Source organism: Pseudarthrobacter sp. J1738 (assembly GCF_050490315.1).
Classification (GTDB): domain Bacteria; phylum Actinomycetota; class Actinomycetes; order Actinomycetales; family Micrococcaceae; genus JBNPEO01.
Genome location: NZ_JBNPEO010000007.1, coordinates 111,259 through 130,340, shown reverse-complemented (window position 1 = coordinate 130,340; position 19,082 = coordinate 111,259). Strand labels below are relative to the sequence as shown.

The 19,082-nt window shown below is 56.7% G+C and carries 14 protein-coding genes; 9 read left to right on the top strand and 5 right to left on the bottom strand.

Annotation, left to right across the window (positions count from 1 at the left end; all coding sequences use genetic code 11):
* Positions 1–65 precede the first annotated feature (65 nt).
* Entirely contained in the window at positions 66–1,382 is a 1,317-nt protein-coding gene (locus tag ACQR35_RS10660; protein ID WP_430270003.1) for a GNAT family N-acetyltransferase, read from the top strand.
* Positions 1,383–1,580: 198 nt separating this feature from the next.
* Positions 1,581–3,059 (top strand): 30S ribosomal protein S1, encoded by a 1,479-nt coding sequence (gene rpsA / locus ACQR35_RS10655; protein ID WP_430267054.1) that lies wholly within the window; start codon positions 1,581–1,583, stop codon positions 3,057–3,059.
* Between the two features lie 172 nt (positions 3,060–3,231).
* Here rpsA and ACQR35_RS10650 read toward each other — a convergent pair whose 3' ends face one another.
* On the bottom strand, positions 3,232–3,927 hold the full coding sequence (locus ACQR35_RS10650) for an IMPACT family protein (protein ID WP_430270002.1): 696 nt from the start codon (positions 3,925–3,927) through the stop codon (positions 3,232–3,234).
* Positions 3,928–3,949: 22 nt separating this feature from the next.
* On the opposite strand from ACQR35_RS10650, the gene coaE reads away from it, so the two are divergent.
* Positions 3,950–4,546, top strand: coding sequence for a dephospho-CoA kinase (gene coaE / locus ACQR35_RS10645; protein WP_430267056.1), 597 nt, complete (start codon positions 3,950–3,952; stop codon positions 4,544–4,546).
* Positions 4,547–4,627: 81 nt separating this feature from the next.
* Here coaE and ACQR35_RS10640 read toward each other — a convergent pair whose 3' ends face one another.
* Positions 4,628–6,133 carry a S8 family peptidase gene (locus tag ACQR35_RS10640; RefSeq protein WP_430267057.1) on the bottom strand — a complete coding sequence of 502 codons (1,506 nt, stop codon included), beginning with the start codon at positions 6,131–6,133 and terminating at the stop codon, positions 4,628–4,630.
* A 229-nt stretch (positions 6,134–6,362) separates the two neighbouring features.
* Here ACQR35_RS10640 and uvrB point away from each other — a divergent pair, with 229 nt between their 5' ends.
* Together uvrB and ACQR35_RS10630 are read left to right on the top strand one after the other, a co-directional pair.
* A complete protein-coding gene (uvrB, locus tag ACQR35_RS10635; protein WP_430267058.1) occupies positions 6,363–8,450 on the top strand; it encodes an excinuclease ABC subunit UvrB in 2,088 nt (695 codons plus the stop codon).
* 170 nt (positions 8,451–8,620) lie between these two features.
* On the top strand, positions 8,621–9,652 hold the full coding sequence (locus tag ACQR35_RS10630) for a TerC family protein (protein WP_430267059.1): 1,032 nt from the start codon (positions 8,621–8,623) through the stop codon (positions 9,650–9,652).
* 77 nt (positions 9,653–9,729) lie between these two features.
* Here the strand turns inward: ACQR35_RS10630 and ACQR35_RS10625 are convergent, their stop codons facing one another.
* The 3 genes from ACQR35_RS10625 to ACQR35_RS10615 are packed head-to-tail and all read right to left on the bottom strand — an operon-like array spanning position 9,730 to position 14,094.
* Positions 9,730–11,049, bottom strand: a complete 1,320-nt coding sequence (locus ACQR35_RS10625) for an alpha/beta fold hydrolase (protein WP_430267060.1) — start codon at positions 11,047–11,049, stop codon at positions 9,730–9,732.
* Positions 11,046–11,528 carry an N-acetyltransferase family protein gene (locus ACQR35_RS10620; RefSeq protein WP_430267061.1) on the bottom strand — a complete coding sequence of 161 codons (483 nt, stop codon included), beginning with the start codon at positions 11,526–11,528 and terminating at the stop codon, positions 11,046–11,048. Before ACQR35_RS10620 ends, ACQR35_RS10625 begins: the two co-directional genes overlap by 4 nt.
* A 46-nt stretch (positions 11,529–11,574) precedes the next feature.
* Positions 11,575–14,094, bottom strand: a complete 2,520-nt coding sequence (locus tag ACQR35_RS10615; RefSeq protein WP_430267062.1) for a DEAD/DEAH box helicase — start codon at positions 14,092–14,094, stop codon at positions 11,575–11,577.
* 84 nt (positions 14,095–14,178) lie between these two features.
* Here ACQR35_RS10615 and ACQR35_RS10610 point away from each other — a divergent pair, with 84 nt between their 5' ends.
* The 4 genes from ACQR35_RS10610 (at position 14,179) to ACQR35_RS10595 (ending at position 19,078) form a co-directional block, all read left to right on the top strand.
* Positions 14,179–14,979: a trans-aconitate 2-methyltransferase gene (locus tag ACQR35_RS10610; RefSeq protein ID WP_430267063.1), complete on the top strand. Its 801-nt coding sequence runs from the start codon at positions 14,179–14,181 to the stop codon at positions 14,977–14,979.
* 172 nt (positions 14,980–15,151) lie between these two features.
* The gene (locus ACQR35_RS10605) at positions 15,152–16,897 is read left to right on the top strand and encodes an ABC transporter ATP-binding protein (protein WP_430267280.1); all 1,746 of its coding nucleotides are present in this window, start codon (positions 15,152–15,154) and stop codon (positions 16,895–16,897) included.
* Positions 16,894–18,696: an ABC transporter ATP-binding protein gene (locus tag ACQR35_RS10600; RefSeq protein WP_430267064.1), complete on the top strand. Its 1,803-nt coding sequence runs from the start codon at positions 16,894–16,896 to the stop codon at positions 18,694–18,696. Before ACQR35_RS10605 ends, ACQR35_RS10600 begins: the two co-directional genes overlap by 4 nt.
* The gene (locus tag ACQR35_RS10595) at positions 18,689–19,078 is read left to right on the top strand and encodes a GntR family transcriptional regulator (RefSeq protein ID WP_430267065.1); all 390 of its coding nucleotides are present in this window, start codon (positions 18,689–18,691) and stop codon (positions 19,076–19,078) included. Before ACQR35_RS10600 ends, ACQR35_RS10595 begins: the two co-directional genes overlap by 8 nt.
* The last annotated feature ends 4 nt before the right edge of the window (positions 19,079–19,082 follow it).

The following is a 19,082-nucleotide window of genomic DNA, read 5'->3' as shown; positions in this document are numbered from 1 at the left end:
CAGAGTCACCACCGCTCCCGGCATCCTGCGTTGTCCGCTGCCGTCTTGTTCGCTAGGGTCTAGGAGTGGCCACTGAACAGCAGAAATACACCATCCACCGCCTGCCCACTCCAGCCAAGGACTCGCCCAAATATGGCCGTGCCAAAAACTGGTATCAAGCTGTTTCTTTCGGTTTTCACGAGTCCCGTGTCACTGAGGAGCTCGTTGATGCTTCACTAGCCACTCTTCTGGTAGACCAGATGGTGCTGACGGGTGTCTACCAGAACGGAGAACCCGCAGCTCATTCCCTGCCAGCTGACGTTCCCGTTGCCACATTCGCCACCTTCCGTAAGAGCATCAACGTTGGCTTCGGCCAACTCCAAGACGCGCTGCTCATCACTGATGTCACGGTGCGGCCAACCCACCGCCGGCGTGGATTGCTGCGCGGAATGATGCTGGCCGAGCTTGAGCGAGCCAAAGATGATGGGCTGGCAGTAGCCGCTCTGACCGCTTCAGAAGGCAGCATCTACGGTCGCTTCGGATTTGGTGTGACCAGCTATGAACGCCGCCTGAAAATTGACACTTCTGCTCGCTTTAAACTGCGTCACGAAGCCACCGGCAGCGTAGAAATTGTGGAGCCCAAGGTCCTGCTGGAACTTGCCCCCAGCATTTTTGCCCGAGTTCACCGCGCCACTCCAGGCTCAGTGGACCGTCAAGAGATCTACCGGCTTCGCATCGCCGGTGAACACGGCAGCGACGGCAAGGTTGATCACTCCATTCGAGCAGCCGTTCACTACGGCGCAGATGGTTCACCCGACGGCTACGTGTCCTACAAGTTCATGGGGTGGGAAACCGAACCCGCCACCATGGAAATTGTAGACATCGTAGCCGCAACGGACGCCGCCTACCTGGAACTCTGGCAATTCCTCGCCAGCATCGACCTGGTGGAGCGCATTGTTTGGAATCAAGCACCTATTGATGACCCGCTCGCATGGGCCTTGACTGATCCTCGCTGCATCAAGAGTGCTGGTTATCTGGACCTCCTTTGGCTACGCATTTTGGACACACAGGCAGCACTGAGCGCCCGCCGCTATGCGGTGGATGATCGCTTGGTTATCAAGGTTGAAGATCCGCTCGAATTTGCCAGTGGACTCTACCTGCTGGACGTGAACGGCAGCGTCCCCACAGTAGAGCTGATCACTGAAGCTGACGCGGAAAACGGGGGTGTTGTCGCGGACCTTGAACTCGACGCTTCGGCTCTAGCATCGATCTACCTTGGTGGCGTGAACCCGGTGAGCTTGCTCGCTGCAGGCCGTTTGGTGGAGCGCACCGCCGGTGCGGCCATGCGTGCGTCCTTGCTCTTCGCCGTCGAACGCCCTGTGCACTGCCTCACGCACTTCTAATCCGCACCGCGACCGCAGCGCAGGACAGCTGTGCCCACTTTGACCCAGCTTTGCTTTGGCTACTACAATAAACGGGCGTGCACTACGTGTGCGCGAACAATCCAACATTTCAGGATGACCGTTGCAGTGCCATTTCTGCCAATCAGAATTGGCTGGTCTGCCTGACCGACTTTCTATCCACATCGGAGCCCCTACTACATGACCATCACCTCTACCGAGAAGTCCGGTACCCCCGTAGTCGCAATTAACGACATCGGTACCGCTGAAGACTTCCTCGCAGCTGTCGACGCCACCATCAAGTACTTCAACGACGGAGATCTCGTTGAAGGTACCGTTGTTAAGGTTGACCGCGACGAAGTTCTGCTCGACATCGGTTACAAGACCGAAGGTGTCATCCCCTCCCGTGAGCTTTCCATCAAGCACGATGTTGATCCCGGAGACGTTGTCTCCGTTGGCGATCAGGTTGAAGCTTTGGTTCTCACCAAGGAAGACAAAGAAGGCCGTCTGATTCTCTCCAAGAAGCGTGCTCAGTACGAGCGTGCCTGGGGCGACATCGAGAAGGTCAAGGAAGAAGACGGCGTCGTTACCGGTACCGTCATCGAAGTTGTCAAGGGTGGTCTTATCCTCGACATCGGTCTGCGCGGCTTCTTGCCCGCTTCCCTCGTCGAGATGCGCCGTGTGCGCGACCTGGCTCCGTACATCGGTCAGCAGATCGAAGCCAAGATCATCGAACTGGACAAGAACCGCAACAACGTTGTTCTGTCCCGCCGTGCATGGCTCGAGCAGACTCAGTCCGAGGTTCGCTCCACGTTCCTCAACAAGCTGGAAAAGGGCCAGGTTCGTCCCGGCGTTGTTTCCTCCATCGTCAACTTCGGTGCATTCGTGGACCTTGGCGGCGTAGATGGTTTGGTTCACGTTTCCGAGCTGTCTTGGAAGCACATCGACCACCCGTCCGAGGTTGTCGAAGTTGGCCAGGAAGTTACTGTCGAGGTTCTCGAAGTGGATCTGGATCGCGAGCGCGTTTCCTTGTCCCTCAAGGCTACGCAGGAAGATCCGTGGCAGACCTTCGCCCGCACCCACGCCCTCGGCCAGGTTGTTCCGGGTAAGGTCACCAAGCTCGTTCCGTTCGGTGCGTTCGTTCGCGTTGAAGACGGAATCGAAGGCCTCGTGCACATCTCTGAGTTGGCAGTACGCCACGTTGAGTTGGCAGAGCAGGTTGTCTCCGTTGGTGACGAGCTGTTCGTCAAGGTTATCGACATCGACCTCGAGCGTCGCCGCATCTCCCTCTCCCTCAAGCAGGCTAACGAGGGTGTAGACGCTGAGAGCACCGAATTCGATCCTGCTCTGTACGGTATGGCCGCAGAGTACGACGAAGAAGGCAACTACAAGTACCCGGAGGGCTTCGACCCGGAGTCCAACGAGTGGCTTGAAGGCTACGAGACTCAGCGCGCAGCTTGGGAGCAGCAGTACGCTGACGCTCAGACTCGCTGGGAAGCTCACAAGAAGCAGGTTGCTCAGCACGCTGCCGACGACGCAGCAGCTGCAACAGCTGGTGAGTCCGACTCGGGCACCACGAGCTACTCCTCGGAGCCGGCCGCTTCGGAGGCAACCTCCGGTGGTACCTTGGCATCCGACGAAGCTCTCGCAGCACTGCGCGAGAAGCTGACCGGCAACTAATTGCCACCTAGCTTCGGCTAAGAAACGGGCTCCTGCTTCGGCAGGGGCCCGTTTTTCTTTTGTTTTCCGCAACCCATACAGAGAGGCGGCGATGATCCCGGAAAATTGGATGTCTGTAGCTTCGATGACCGAGGCTCCAGAAGCTGCGGCCTCGGCCGGCGCGGAGACGCCCTTATTGGCGTGACCGGAGGACATCGACCCACTCTGTTCCCTCAGGCTCAAGATCGGTGACGCCTGCGGTAAAGGATGCAAGGCGGGCCGTGGCGTCAGCAATGGCCCGGGGATCATCAGCGAGTGCAATCCGCAAGACGGTTTCTGTAGCACCGTATCCGGTCTCGCCCATCACGTAGCCAGCGGAGCGCAGGTCATTCTGAAGCCTGCCAGCTGCGGCATGCGGAACAGCCATCGAACATATTCGTAGGCGCCGGCGCTGCACGAGGGGAGCGGCATCGAGCGCCGTGGAGACGGACTCGGAATACGCACGCACCAGTCCTCCCGCGCCCAACAATATTCCGCCAAAGTAACGGACGACGACGGCACAAAGGTCGCTGAGGTCGCTCACCCCGGGCTGGGTCTCGCGTTTGATCAATGCCTCAAGCATGGGAATTCCAGCGGTACCGGAGGGTTCGCCATCGTCGTTAGAGCGCTGGATGTCCCGGTCTGGTCCAATCACAAATGCGGAGCAGTGGTGGCGTGCGTCGTGAAATTCTTTGCGTAGCCCGGCCACCAAAGACCTGGCTGAATCTTCGTCGGGAACGCGGCGCAGCACGGTGATAAACCGGGATCGTTTGATTTCGATCTCGTGCCGGAAGCCTGGTCCGCTGGCCAACGTGGTGTACTCGGTGGCTCGGCTCTCTTGTTCTGGCACTGCCTCAGTCTAGTCTGGTGGAGTGCTACGAATCGGATTAACAGGCGGAATTGCCTCGGGTAAGTCAGCTGTCTCCCATCGATTAGCGGAGCTTGGCGCGGTAGTGGTTGACGCCGACGAGTTGGCTCGAATCGCCGTCGAACCGGGTAGTCAGGGGCTGGCAGAAGTGACGGCTGAGTTTGGTACTGGGGTGATAGCCCCAGATGGGTCATTGGACCGGAAGGCACTGGGCGCACTGATTTTTGCTGATGAGGAACGTCGAGAAAAACTCAACGCGATCATCCATCCAAAAGTTCGCGCCTTGGCTGGAGCTGCCATCGCCGCCGCGGCCCCCGAATCTGTGGTGGTTGAAGACATTCCTCTGCTGGTGGAGACCGGTCAGGCCTCACGTTTTGACCTGGTGATAGTGGTGGACGCTCCTGAGGAGACTCGAATTCAGCGCATGATCGAGCACCGGGGGATGAGTAGGGAAGAAGCGGAGTCCCGTATTGCCGCCCAAGCTAGTAGGGAAGAACGTCTTGCCGTTGCTGATGTTGTGGTGGAGAACTCAGGGACGCTTCAGGACCTTATCAACAACGTTGATGCGATCTGGCAGAACACCATCCAACCGAGAATCTGAGTTGCATGCTCTACGAACAGTGGCCGGGGTTACGCAACAACTGCGAAACCCCGGCCACTCTTTGTTCAACTGCTAGGTCAGTTACTTCACTGCCTTGAGGGCATCAACTACGCCGTAGCCGTAGTAACTGTTCAACTCGGTAGTGCCGTCGCAGGTGGCTCCGCTGTTGTTCTGAGCTGCTGAGCAAGGCGTTTTGGTGGCGTCGGCGCGGAGCTTAGCAACCATCTGCGCCGGGGTCAGCTCGGGGTGAGCTGATTTCATCAAGGCCAGCACACCGGCAACGTGCGGTGAAGCCATCGACGTTCCGCTCTTGAGGCCGTACTTACCGTTGAGTGTGGTGGACAGGATGCGTGATCCTGGAGCTGCAACGTCAATGTGCCCCAGACCGCGGTTGGAGAAGGAGGACAGCTGACCGGCCTGAGTAATTGAAGAAACCGTTACAACACCGGGCAACTGTGTAGGAATGTCCTTGCAGCCGGCGTTGATGGTCCGCTGGATGGGGGCCGGTGCGTCATTAGGGCTAGCTGAATCAGTGGTGTTGGTGTTGAAGTCGACGCCAGAGTTACCGGCCGCGGCAGCACTGACAACGCCCTTGCTGACGGAGTAGTTCACTGCGCGGGACACAGCATCACGGACGGCTGCCTGATCCGGCTGGTCGTCACACCAGAACTCGAATGGGTCAATGTAGTAGCTGTTGTTGGTAACGTCCATACCGCGCTGGCCAGCCCACATAAAGCCACAAATGGCGTATTCGGGGTAGATGTAACCGTCGTCGTTCACAACCTTGACGGAAGCCATACGTACGTTGGGTGCCACGCCTACAATTCCGACGCCGTTACGAACCCCAGCGATAGTCCCGGCAACGTGAGTGCCATGGTCACTTGTGGTGGGGTACCAGCCGCCGGCTGCCTGAGAGGGGCGGCCGCCCTGGGTGCAGTTGACGGAGTCGGCAACTGAGATGTTCGCTGCCAAATCAACATGGGTGGGGTCGATGCCAGAGTCCAAAACACCGACTAATACACTGCGGCTACCATCGGTGATGGCGTGAGCTTTGTCGGCATTGATCTGCGCCATGTCCCATTGCTGAGATTCTTGGGAATCTGCGGGGCCGGCCGGTACCAATGTGGTGGGTTCGTCGCCGTTGACTGGTTTGTTTTTGCCCTTGTTCCAGCCCGATGCGCCTGGGCCCCACGGCAGCTGCACGCCGGTAATTTTGTCACCCACCTCTGCTGTGCGGGTTGCGCCGACTGAGAGAATGCTTGTTTTGCCTACGGTCTTGACGTTCTCACGGAAGGCCGCACGGTCTGACTGTGCAATGACCACACCAATCGCTGGCCAGCTTTGGACCACAACACCGCCAGAGGCTGTAACGGCCAGTTCAACTTTGCGGGTCTGTCCGGGGTTCGCTTGGGCGGCGTTGACCACATAACTCATCACTGTGCCATCGGGTGGGTTGATGGGTACTGGCGTTGAACTTGGTGCTTCAGCGGCTTGGGCTGTGAAACCAGAGCCGGCCACGACTAGTCCTAGGGTGGCGGCTGCGAGTGCCATCCGACGCGCGGGGAAACGCATTTTTGTTAACCTCACGGTGAGGTCCTTTCTCAGGGGGACGTCGGCTGGCGGCCGGCGCGGGCGAGTGCCTGTTTATGTTTCTACTACCCCCTCACAGGCTTTACAAGGGGAACTGAAAGAATTGTTTCAAATATCAGATATGTGATATGGCGCACTTCCTCGAGGTAATTCGTGAGGGCTGGATGAATTCCGAAGGCAACGATGACTGACATTGGGTGTCAGTAGCTAGCTGTAGATTAGAGTCATGAGTCTCGCGCAAAAGATCGATCGTGTTGTAGCTCCTTTTGAAGTGGTCAGCGAGTACAAACCTGCCGGGGATCAACCCACCGCTATCAAGGAACTGACCGAACGCGTCACCAACGGTGAAAAAGACGTCGTCCTGATGGGGGCCACCGGTACTGGTAAAAGCGCCACCACAGCTTGGCTGATTGAGAAACTGCAGCGACCCACCTTGGTGATGGTGCAAAACAAAACGCTCGCAGCGCAGCTCGCCAACGAATTCAGAGAACTCCTGCCCAACAACGCAGTTGAGTACTTCGTCTCCTACTACGACTATTACCAGCCGGAGGCATACGTCCCTCAAACTGACACCTTCATTGAGAAGGACTCTTCAGTCAATGAGGAAGTGGAGCGCTTGAGGCACTCTGCCACCAACGCGCTTCTGACTCGACGAGACGTTGTGGTGGTGGCAACGGTTTCCTGCATTTACGGTTTGGGAACTCCGGAAGAGTACATCGCAGGAATGGTGACGCTACGGCGCGGTGCCGAGATGAACCGCGATGACCTACTGCGCAAATTCGTCTCCATGCAATATGCGCGCAATGACATCGACTTTCACCGTGGTACGTTTCGGGTCCGCGGAGACACTGTTGAGATTATCCCTATGTATGAAGAGCTTGCTCTTCGGATTGAGTTCTTCGGTGATGAGATCGAAAACATCTACACCCTTCATCCGGTGACGGGAGAAGTGGTGCGGGAAGAAACCGAGATGTATGTTTTCCCGGCCTCCCACTATGTAGCCGGTCCCGAGCGAATGGCTCGTGCCATCAAAGCCATCGAAGACGAACTTGCCGCCCGGCTAGAGGTCCTCGAAGGGCAAAACAAACTAGTGGAGGCGCAGCGTCTACGGATGCGCACCACCTATGACCTCGAGATGATGCAGCAGATGGGTTTCTGCAACGGCATTGAAAACTACTCCCGGCACATTGATGGCCGCGCTGGTGGAACAGCTCCACACTGTTTGATCGACTACTTCCCAGACGACTTTTTGCTGGTGATCGACGAGTCCCACGTAACCGTTCCGCAGATCGGGGCTATGTATGAGGGCGATATGTCCCGCAAGCGCACCCTGGTAGACCATGGTTTCCGTTTGCCCTCAGCCATGGACAACCGTCCGCTGAAGTGGGACGAGTTCCAAGACAGGATTGGCCAGACGGTCTACCTTTCCGCAACGCCGGGCAAATTTGAACTTGGCAAGGCCGACGGCGTGGTGCAGCAAATTATCCGACCCACCGGCCTGATTGACCCAGAAGTTATTGTGAAACCCACCAAGGGTCAAATTGACGACCTCCTGGGCGAGATTCGCGAACGTGTGGAGAAAGATGAGCGTGTCCTCGTCACCACGCTGACCAAACGAATGGCCGAGGACCTCACTGAGTACCTCTTGGGTCACGGAATCAAAGTGCAGTACTTGCATTCAGACGTTGATACGTTGCGCCGGGTAGAGCTCTTGCGTGAACTGCGTATGGGTCTCTTTGATGTGTTGGTGGGCATTAACCTGCTCCGTGAAGGCCTGGACTTGCCGGAAGTATCATTGGTGAGCATCTTGGACGCGGACAAGGAAGGCTTCCTGCGTTCAGCCACCTCACTGATTCAGACCATTGGACGTGCCGCCCGTAACGTCTCGGGTGAAGTTCACATGTATGCGGACCGGATTACCGATTCCATGGCAAAAGCCATTGATGAGACCAACCGTCGCCGTGAAATTCAGGTCAAGTACAACAAAGATCACGGTGTTGACCCGCAGCCGCTGCGCAAAAAAATTGCGGACATTACGGACCAGTTGGCTCGTGAAGATGAAGATACGCGCGAACTACTCGCAGCCACGGCAAAAGGCGGCAAGAAGGGTAAGGGCAAGGGCGCAGCTACTGTTCGCAAGGACGGCTTGGCGGCTGCCCCGGCTGAAGATCTTGTGGCATTGATCGAGCAGATGACGGAACAAATGCACGCTGCCGCTGGCGAATTGCAGTTTGAACTCGCCGCCCGCATTCGTGACGAGGTGGGTGACCTCAAGCGTGAACTGCGCCAGATGCAGTCTGCCGGTCACGCTTAGGCTAAAATAGACAGCACGTAGGGGAGTATCCCAAGCGCTGTGATCGTCAGCACGCGTGGCATCGATGCCACGCCGGGCACAGCGGGTCGACCATTTCGAGTGTTCCACTTGGATTTTTGTTGATCGGAGAGACTTACACCGTTGAGCCGTACCCTGCGAAAGGTTTTTACGTGCCCGAATTACCTCTTTGGTTCGAAGTTGGCTCGTTTGTAGTCCTCGGACTTATCCTCATCATCGACTTACTCTTGGTGGTCAAGCGCCCCCACGAACCGAGCATGAAAGAAGCCGGCCTGTGGGTTGCCTTCTACATTGCCTTGGCCTTGGTCTTCGCCCTGTTAATGTTCATCTTTGCAGGACACGAATACGGCGGGCAGTTTGTTGCCGGCTGGGTCACCGAATACAGCCTCAGTATCGATAATCTGTTTGTGTTTATCATCATCATGGCTAGGTTCTCCGTACCACGGAAGTACCAACAAGAAGTCCTGATGGTGGGCATCATTATCGCTCTGATCCTGCGCGGAATCTTTATTCTTCTTGGCGCCATTGTGATCGAACAATTCAGCTGGATTTTCTTCATCTTCGGAGCGTTCTTACTGTGGACTGCCTACAAGCAGGCAGTTGACAGTGGTGGAGATGAAGAAGAGGGTAGCGAAAACCCGCTCATTGCACGCTTGCGCAAAGTTCTTCCCATGCACAGCGAGTTCGACGGCGGTAAGATCCGCACAGTGGTGGACGGCAAGAAGCTCTTCACCCCGATGCTGATTGTTTTTGTCACCATTGGCCTAACGGATCTGCTGTTCGCTGTGGATTCAATCCCGGCCATCTTTGGCCTGACCCAGAGCCCCTTTATTGTGTTCACTGCAAACCTGTTCGCACTGATGGGCCTGCGTCAGCTGTACTTCTTGCTGGGTGGTTTGATGAACCGTCTGGTTTACCTCAAGCATGCGCTTTCGGTAATCCTGGCGTTTATCGGTTTCAAACTCATTTTCCACGCAATGCACGTCAACGAGTTGCCGTTTATCAACGGTGGCAAGCACATTGAGTGGGCTCCTGAGATCCCCACCTTTGTGTCCTTGGCAGTCATTGTGGGCACCATTGTGATCGCTGTGATTGCGAGCTTGCTCAGCCCCCAGGCGCGCCAGGCAAAGCTTGACGCACGCTTGGAAGCTGACTCTCTCAAAAGTCGTAGCGACTCCGAGTAAACAGCACCGGACTACCCTCTGGCCCGCTCCCTATCCGAAGTATTCAGGTAGGGGAGTGGGCCAGAGTTGTTTTTGCTCTACGGCTGTTCCCGAGTCATGGCTAGGAGCCTACGGAAGATACCTTCGCCGTCGTCGGCAATACCATCGTGGTGGAATTCGTCGGTGACCCACGTTTGCAATCCTTGAACCGCGGACGCAGTTACTAAGGACAAGTTCTTGTCCACGTAGATGTCATCCTCGTAGACGGCTGCAGCCACTGGAACAGTGTTTTTGGCGAGCTGATCCGTGTTGTACAGCGCTGGCCAGTCGTTGACTTGGGCAATAGCCTGAGCCACGTCGGCTAGCGGCACCAGAGCAGGATCCTGTTCGAAGTACCAGGGGTACACCATTTCACCCGTGAAGAGTGGATCTGCGGCGTCCGGACGGAACTGTGGAAACTCATTGAGCACCCGCCACGCGGCCCAATTCGTGGCGCTGCCTTGGCCGTAAATAGACTCGTGCATCAGTGCGTAGAGCGGGTTCGCTGCGCGGCTGACTTGGGCTGACACCTGACTCAAGAAATTGTCAGACAGCCGCACGCCGGCAGCTGTGGCAATGAATGCATCTTCAAGGACGTAGTGGAGCGCGTCCACACGAGTATTTCCGCCCAAGAAGGAGCCAAGCATCTGGAATCGCTCCGGGGTGAGCCGCTCACCGGTAGGCAGGAACTCTTCAACGTTTTCCAAATGCCTTGCAATCTTGGTGGTAAGTTCCCGATCTTCGGGATACCAGCCGAAGTACTCTTTGTTGCGTGCTTCCACGCGAGCGAAGGTTGCCCGGTAGACGTCGTCGGCCGGTCCCGTCAGCGGGGCCAATCCACCGGTCAGTAGCGCGGCTTTAAGCCCTTCCGGTGCGAAGGAAAGGTAACTGAGCGCGCAGAAGCCACCATAGCTTTGACCGTAAATTGTCCAGGGCGCCGAGCCAAGTGTCCTACGGATTAATTCAGCGTCGGCCACGATTGAATCTGCCCGGAAGTGACGCAAGTACGCCACCTGTTCGTCCAGCGCGCCCAGTGCAGCCAACGACTTCGCTTCGATTGGCGAGGACAAACCCGTTCCGCGTTGATCGAGCATCAAAATCCTGAACGACTTTGAGGCTTCCTTAGCCCAACCGCCTAGTGAGTTCCAGCGGTTGCCACGCCCACCTGGGCCACCCTGAAGGTACAGCAGCCAAGGAAGCTCTTGGATGTGAGCCTCACTAATTTTGGCGGAACTGTATTCACGGGCAAAGACCGTAATTGATCCGGCCGCAGGATTACCATGATCGAGTGGCAGCTCAAAGTAGTGTTCGGCGCTGCGCAGGCCACGGAACTCGTGCCTAGCTTTGACGTGGTGCTTTACGTTTGTGCTGGCGCTCATGCTTGGCCACCCACGGCTTGGAGTGCTGAGCCGCTGAGGCGGAACGTGGACCAACCGTCCATCGGGTTGGCCCCAAGGCTGCGGTAGAAATTGATGGACGGTTCGTTCCAGTCCAGAACGCTCCATTCCACGCGAGCGTAGCCACGGTCTACGGCGATGCTCGCGAGGTTCTGCAAAAGCGCTTTTCCGTGACCCTCACCGCGGGCCTCGGGTTGGACGTACAAGTCTTCAAGATAGATACCGTGCACCCCCTCCCACGTGGAGTAATTCAGGAACCAGAGCGCAAATCCGCGGACCTGGCCCTCGGCGTTTTCTGCCACATGCGCAAACGCTGCTGGTGCTTTCCCAAAAAGCACCTTGTGTAATGACTCTTCGGTGTTTTTGACCGCTTCGGGTTCCTTCTCATAAAGGGCGAGGTCATGAATCATTTGCAGGATCAAGGGGACATCTGACGGCTGTGCCGGGCGGATCACACTCATGATTCCGAGCTTACTAGGCAACTCTCACTGCGACGGTCGGGTGGTGCTAGAGCCGGTTCACGTCTACAACCCGAACTACTGCCGAGCCAGCCTCGTTTGAAGCGTCGAGGTCAACCTCTGCCGAAATGCCCCAGTCGTGGTTATCCGCGGGGTCCGCGAAAATCTGCCGTACCTTCCACACCCCAGGTTCCTCGGTGATCATCAGAAGTGCCGGACCTCGTGCATCCGCGCCAGTGCTGATGTCATTGTGCTCTTCAAAGTACGCGTCAAGGACGTCTTCCCAAGCTTCAGCATCCCAACCAGAAGCACCGTCCAACTCACCCAGCGCTGCAGAGTCCTCGTCAGCAAAAAGCTCCACCCTACGGAACATCTCGTTGCGCACCATCACCCGGAACGCTCGAGTGTTGGACGTCAGTGCCGGCGGTGCTGCTGGCGGCGCATCGGAAGCGCCCGGAGCCACACCGGAAGTTAGTTCTTCCCATTCATCCAGAAGGCTTGAATCAACCTGCCGGACCAGCTCGCCCAGCCACACAATCAGATCTTCAAGATCCTCGCGCAAAGCGTCCTGCGGCACCGTCTGGTTCAGAGCCTTGTAGGCGTCGGAAAGATAGCGCAGAACAATGCCCTCTGAACGGGCCAAAGAATAGAACTGAACGAATTCACCGAAGTTCATGGCACGTTCATACATGTCGCGGACTACGGATTTTGGTGCCAACTCAAAGTCACCGATCCACGGTGCCGCGCCACGATACGTCTCAAACGCCTGACCCAATAGTTCGGCGAGCGGCATGGGGTACGTGACCTCTTCAAGCATGGCCATCCGCTGGTCATATTCGATGCCATCAGCTTTCATTGCGGCCACAGCGTCGCCACGAGCCTTTTTCTGCTGAGCTGTGAGAATCTGCCGGGGCTTCTCAAGAGTGGACTCAATCACCGAAACGACGTCTAAGGCATACGACGGCGACTCCGGATCCAAGAGTTCCAAGGCAGCTAGAGCAAAGGGGGAGAGCGGCTGGTTAAGAGCAAAGTTCGCTTGCAAATGCACAGTGAGACGAACCGTTCTGCCGTCTGCTTTTTGCTCTTCGGGTGGAATGCGTTCCACCACGCCGGCTGCCAAAAGCTCACGGTAGATCCCCAGCGCACGCTTCATCAACCGCAATTGAGACGGGCGGGACTCATGGTTCTCGCTCAATAAACGGCGAGTGGCGGCAAAAGGATCACCAGGACGCTCCAACAGGTTCAACAGCATCGAGTGTGTGACCTGAAAACTGGACTGCAAGGGTTCAGGAACTGACTCCACCATCCGGTTAAACGTAGGCTCACCCCACGTGACAAAACCCTCACGTGGTTTCTTTTTCACCACTTGGCGCAGTTTCTTTTGATCGTCGCCAAATTTGGCTGTGGCCTTTGCCATGGCACGGGTATTTTCGATCACATGATCCGGGGCTTGAACCACCACGGTCCCGGCGGTGTCATAGCCAGCCCGGCCCGCACGTCCGGCGATCTGATGGAATTCGCGAGCATTCAGAGTCCGGGTCCGTACGCCGTCGTACTTGCTCAGTGCCGTGAGCAACACCGTGCGAATTGGAACGTTAATGCCCACGCCCAGTGTGTCAGTGCCACAAATAACCTTGAGCAGTCCGGCCTGAGCCAACTGCTCTACCAAGCGCCGGTACTTAGGCAGCATCCCAGCATGGTGCACACCAATGCCATGGCGGACTAGACGATTGAGAGTTTTACCAAAGCCAGCAGCAAAGCGGAACCCCGCAATAAGCTCGGCGATTTTGTCCTTCTCTTCGCGCGAGCACATGTTGATACTCATAAGGCTCTGGGCCCGGTCAATGGCTTCAAGTTGGCTGAAGTGCACCACATAAACCGGTACCTGTTTGGTGGCCAGCAGGTCTTCGAGCGTCTCGTGAATGGGGGAGAGCTCGTAGTAGTAGTGCAAGGGGATGGGACGCTCGGCGGAGCTCACCGTCACCGTCGGCTGGCCAGTGAGTTCAGTAATGGATTCCTCAAAGCGGGACACATCCCCAAGCGTGGCGCTCATAAGTAGGAATTGAGCCTGCGGTAATTCGAGCAACGGCACCTGCCATGCCCAACCACGCTGGGGATCAGAATAGAAGTGAAACTCGTCCATAATCACCACACCCAGTGCGGCAGCAGCCCCTTCGCGCAAGGCGATGTTGGCAAGAATTTCTGCAGTGCAGCAAATGATCGCAGCGTCTTGGTTGACACCGGAATCACCGGTAACCATCCCAACGTTCTCGGCACCGAAGATCTCACACAGTGCAAAGAATTTTTCAGAGACGAGTGCCTTGATAGGAGCGGTGTAGTAACTACGTTGGCCCATAGCCATGGCCCGGAAGTGCGCGCCGATCGCCACGAGTGACTTTCCCGAACCGGTGGGGGTAGCAAGAATAACGTTTGCGCCGCCGGCCAGTTCCATCACGGCTTCGTCTTGGGCCGGATACAGCTCAATGCCACGGGATTCGGTCCACTCCACAAACGCCGTATAAACAGAATCGGAATCGGGCGCGGAGGGGAGTTGTTCGAGAAGTTTCATCCCCTCCAGCTTAGTGCCCGATAGTAGGCTTCAGGTGGGTGGAGGAAATTCCCCGCTAGCGAAGCAGAAGGTCAGGAGTTTTTCATGGTGGAAGTTACCTGGGATCCCACAAAGTACACCCAATTTGGTGACTACCGCGACAGACCTTTTTTCGATTTGGCGGGAAGGGTGATGACTGAATCCCCTGATGTAGTGGTGGACTTAGGTTGCGGACCCGGTAATCTCACCGCAAGTTTGGCACGGCGTTGGCCGAATGCTCGCGTGATTGGTTTGGACAGTTCAACCGCCATGCTGGAGCGGGCCCAAACACACGCTGCAAAGCATTCAAATCTCGAGTTTGTTCAAGGCGATATTGCCACGTGGCAGCCAGCACCGGAGGTCGACGTAGTGATCACAAATGCGGCGTTGCAGTGGGTGCCGGAGCATCAGAAGCTGCTCGTTGAGTGGTTACGGGCCCTTCGGCCGGGTGCATGGTTCGCGCTGCAGGTTCCTGGAAACTTCAACGCCCCATCACACGAGCTAATGCGGGAAGTCGCTGATTCGCCACGCTGGTCTGAACGGCTCGCTGGGGTTTTACGTCACGCAGATGTTGTGTCAGAACCGGCCCAGTACCTCACCATGATGCTAGACGCCGGCCTGCAGGCGGAAGCATGGGAGACAACGTACCAGCAGCTACTTCAGGGCCAAGACCCGGTTCTCGAATGGGTGCGAGGAACAGGCCTTCGTCCGGTGTTGTCCGCACTTGATGAGGCGGATGCCAAAGAATACGAGGCAGAGTACTCGGCTTTGCTGCGCGCTGCGTATCCATCCGGCGCGCACGGCACGATCTACCCGTTCCGCAGAACGTTTGCCGTAGGCCAGAAGACCGCCAACGTAGAACAGTGAGTAAGAATTCACTGCTTTCTCAACAGTTTCGTCACAAATGTGACAAGCGGTGGCAAGAAAGTGTGTTTAGAATGCACAGAGCGTAGCTACGGGGGTACTAGCCGTTTGGTAGCGATTGGCATTTACCTGCAGCGCTGACCAACTAGCTCAGGATAGGAGCCGCCAGGTGTTGATGCGCCTTTTGCTCCAGCGCCTGATCCAACGATGGCCAGCAGTGTCCGGAATCATCCTTCTGCAGACGGTGCAAACGCTTGGGGCGCTCATTTTGCCCACCATCAACGCCCAAATTATCGATCGAGGGATCGTGGGCGGAGACCGTGGGCTAATTCTGCAACTTGGTGCCTTGATGCTTGGCGTCTCTGTAGTCCAAGTGCTCGCGGCGCTGGCTGCAGGTTACCTTGGGGCCAACGTTGCGATGGGAGTAGGGCGTGAATTACGGGGAGAAGTATTTGCTCACGTTCAAAATCTGAGCGTGGCTGACTTCTCCAAGTTTGGCGTGGCCACCTTGATGACCCGTACCGGTCATGACGTCCAACAGATTCAAACTCTGGCCGTCATGATTTTTTCGCTGGTCCTTAGCGCGCCGATTACTGGAATCGGCGGAATCCTGTTGGCTATGCGGCAGGACATGCCGCTCTCGGCCGTCATTCTGGTGATTGTGCCAGCTCTGATCATCATTATGACTCTCGTTGTCAGACGGTTAGTGCCGCTTTACCGCGAAGGCCAAGTGCTCCTGGACGGGGTTAATGCCATGATCCGCGAACAAATTATGGGTACGAGTGTTATCCGAGCCTTTGTTCGGCAGGACTTTGAGATCCAGCGCTTTACAAAGGCCAACGTTGCCCTGACCCGCAATAGCCTCAGCTCAGCGCAATGGATTGCCTTTATGATTCCGGCAATTATGGTGGTGGTAAACCTTGGTTCGGTAGCCGTTATTTGGTTCGGTGCCCAGCGGATTGCCGACGGTCAAATGGAGCTTGGGGCCCTCACAGCGTTTATCAGCTACATCATGCAGATTCTTGTGGCGATTATGTCCGTGATGTTTGTTTTATCCTGGGCGCCACGGGCAGCTGCAAGCGCCGAACGCATCAGCCAAGTACTCAACACCCAACCCAGTATCCTTGACCCGCAGCAGCCCCAATTATTCTCGTCTCGTGGTCCCCAAGACCTAGAGTTTGTCTCCGTTGGCGTCCGCTTCGAAGGAGCCCAAGACCAGGTCCTCAGCAATATCAGTTTCACCGCAAAACCGGGCACCACTACGGCGATCCTAGGCGCCACGGGCAGCGGAAAATCTCTTCTTCTTCAGCTCATTCCTCGGCTACTAGACCCAAGCTCCGGGTGCGTGAAACTGGGAGGACTGCCGCTCCCACAAGTGACCCTAGCCGAGCTTCGAGATCGGATTGCTTATATACCCCAAGCCGCCGTTCTGTTTAACGGGACAATTGCGGAGAACGTTCGGGCTGGAAACACCTCGCTCAGTGATGAGCACGTCTGGGAGGCTCTGTACGCCGCTCAAGCAGCTGAATTTGTTGCCGCCATGCCAGAGCAGCTCGAAGTACGAATAAGCCAGGATGGTGCGAATCTCTCGGGTGGGCAGCGCCAACGAATTGCCTTAGCCCGAGCGTTCGCACATAGGCCCCAAGTGATCCTTTTCGACGACTCATTCTCAGCCTTAGACTCTGCTACCGAAGCCCGCATCCAAGGTTCCATGCGAAGGTATACCGCCAGCGCCGTCGTCGTAAGGGTTGCCCAAAAGGTGAGTAGCGTCCAAAACGCCGAACAGATCTTAGTGCTCGACGACGGTGCCATAGTTGCGCGAGGAACGCACCAAGAGTTGTTACTCAGCAGCGCAGATTATCGCGAGATAGCAGATTCGCAGAACGACGATCTTAGTCTTGCACCAGAGCCTGCCCAGTGACCACGCAATTGCCTCTACGTGCAGCAGCCAGAAAACTATTGCGGCGCCTGCGCCCTCATCGCCGCCTTCTACTGGGCGGAATTGGGGCAACAGTGGTGTTTGTGGTGCTCAACGTTTTGGCTCCCAAATTGCTCGGCGACGCCACTGACCTGCTGATTCCTGCAATCAGTGGGGCGCGCCTAGATGTTCCGCCCTTAGCCCGGCTATTGGCCTTAGTTACCGTTATGTACATAGCGGCCTCCGGCGCCAGCTGGCTACAAGGGTCACTGACTGCTCGCGCAGTTCAAAGGCTGATGTTTCGGCTCCGCCAAGATGTTGAAGCAAAGCTTCATCGCCTGCCGGTGAGCTATTTTCATGGTGAAAGCCGTGGCACGGTGCTGAGCAAAGCCAGCGATGACATGGACAATTTGGCTCAGACCCTCAATCAGACGCTGACTCAGATCATTCAAGCTGTGATCATGCTGGTCACTGTGCTGGCTGTAATGTTGCTCGTCTCACCCGTGCTGGCGCTGGTCACAGTGCTTTCAGTGCCACTGTCTCTAGTGGTTGCTTGGCTTTTGACCCGCCGTTCACAGAAGTACTTTGCCCAGCAATGGAGCCTCACTGCCGAGCTCAACGCACAAGTTGAGGAGGACTATTCAGCGCTGGCAGTATTGCAAAGTCACGGCATGAATAATGACAAGCTCGCAAAATTCAACCAGGCAAACAGCAACTTGGAGCGGGCCTCCGCCCAAGCCCAATTTGTGAGTGGCGCGTTGGCTCCTCTGATGCTTGTGGTGAACAACTTGGCATACATCGCCGTTGTAGTGGTGGGTGCGCTGCAGGCCTCCGTGGGGGGAATCAGCATTGGCGGCATTCAAGCCTTTATCCAGTTCGCAAGACTGTTTAATCAACCCATGGGGCAGATGAGTTCAGTGGCTGGGGTGATCCAGTCCGGGTTGACGTCTGCCAGCCGTATTTTCGAAGTTCTTGAGGCCCAGGAAATCCACCACCACAACACGCTTGAGGCCACGCCCGCACCCGTGCGTGGCCGAGTGCAATTCCACGATGTCAGCTTCGCCTTCCAGCATGATTCGCCATTGATTGAACACGTGAACTTCACAGCTGAGCCCGGTTGGACAGTGGCCATTGTTGGACCCACTGGCGCCGGCAAAACAACGCTTGTGAACCTACTGATGGGCTTTTATGAGCCGGTGAGAGGGCGAATCACGGTGGACGGCATAGACATTGCACGGATGGACCAAGATGACCTGCGTTCACACTTTGGAATGGTCCTTCAAGATGCGTGGCTGTTCGCCGGCAGTATCCGGGACAACGTGCAGTACGGCCGTCTGGACGCGAGCGAAGAAGACATGATTGAGGCCGCGCGCTCAGCTCACGTGGATCACTTCGTTCGGGCCCTGCCGGACGGATATAGCACCCTGCTGGGAGATGGCGGAGAGGGGATCAGCCGTGGGCAGCAGCAGTTGGTCACCATTGCCCGGGCTCACTTGGTGAATCCGGCGGTTCTTATTTTGGATGAGGCCACGAGTTCAGTGGACACCCGTACCGAGGTACAGATCAGGCAGGCAGCGGGTGAGTTGCAACGGCACCGAACCAGCTTCGTTATTGCCCACCGGCTAGCAACAGTTCGCGACGCAAACCTCATTCTGGTCTTGGATCATGGCAAGATCGTGGAGCAGGGAACTCACGCACAGTTGCTGGAAAATTCGCAACTATATGCCTCGCTTTACCAATCGCAGTTTTCCGGGCAGGACAGTCCCAATACCGTCAACAACGTGGAGGAACCTCGTGAGTAACGCAGCAGCTGGTATTCCCGATTTCCCCGGGTTGTGGCGTCCCAATACTCAAAGCAGTGTTCCGCTTTTTGACCAGTTGCGAAGTCACATCCTCGAATTATCCGACGCCGGCTCCTTACCACCTGGCACACGGCTTCCGGCGGTGCGCGCCCTCGCCGCTGAGATTGGCGTAGCGCCACATACTGTTGCGCGGGCGTATAAGGAACTTGAGGAGGCGGGTGTAGTGGAGACCCGCGGCAGACACGGTACAGTGCTGCGGGCAAGGGACGATCGGACAGAACGACTCCGTGCAGGGGCAACACAATTTGCGCTGCTGGCGAAGTCCAACGGCTTGAACTTTGCCGAAGCCGTGCAAATACTAGGAGGCGTATACGGTGACTAGACCG

Coding starts and splice junctions, on each gene's coding strand:
- rpsA (WP_430267054.1), top strand. CDS start 1,581: ATGACCATCACCTCTACCGAGAAGTCCGGTACCCCCGTAGTCGCAATT.
- uvrB (WP_430267058.1), top strand. CDS start 6,363: ATGAGTCTCGCGCAAAAGATCGATCGTGTTGTAGCTCCTTTTGAAGTG.
- ACQR35_RS10625 (WP_430267060.1), bottom strand. CDS start 11,049: ATGAGCGCCAGCACAAACGTAAAGCACCACGTCAAAGCTAGGCACGAG.
- ACQR35_RS10620 (WP_430267061.1), bottom strand. CDS start 11,528: ATGAGTGTGATCCGCCCGGCACAGCCGTCAGATGTCCCCTTGATCCTG.
- ACQR35_RS10615 (WP_430267062.1), bottom strand. CDS start 14,094: ATGAAACTTCTCGAACAACTCCCCTCCGCGCCCGATTCCGATTCTGTT.
- ACQR35_RS10610 (WP_430267063.1), top strand. CDS start 14,179: ATGGTGGAAGTTACCTGGGATCCCACAAAGTACACCCAATTTGGTGAC.
- ACQR35_RS10605 (WP_430267280.1), top strand. CDS start 15,152: ATGCGCCTTTTGCTCCAGCGCCTGATCCAACGATGGCCAGCAGTGTCC.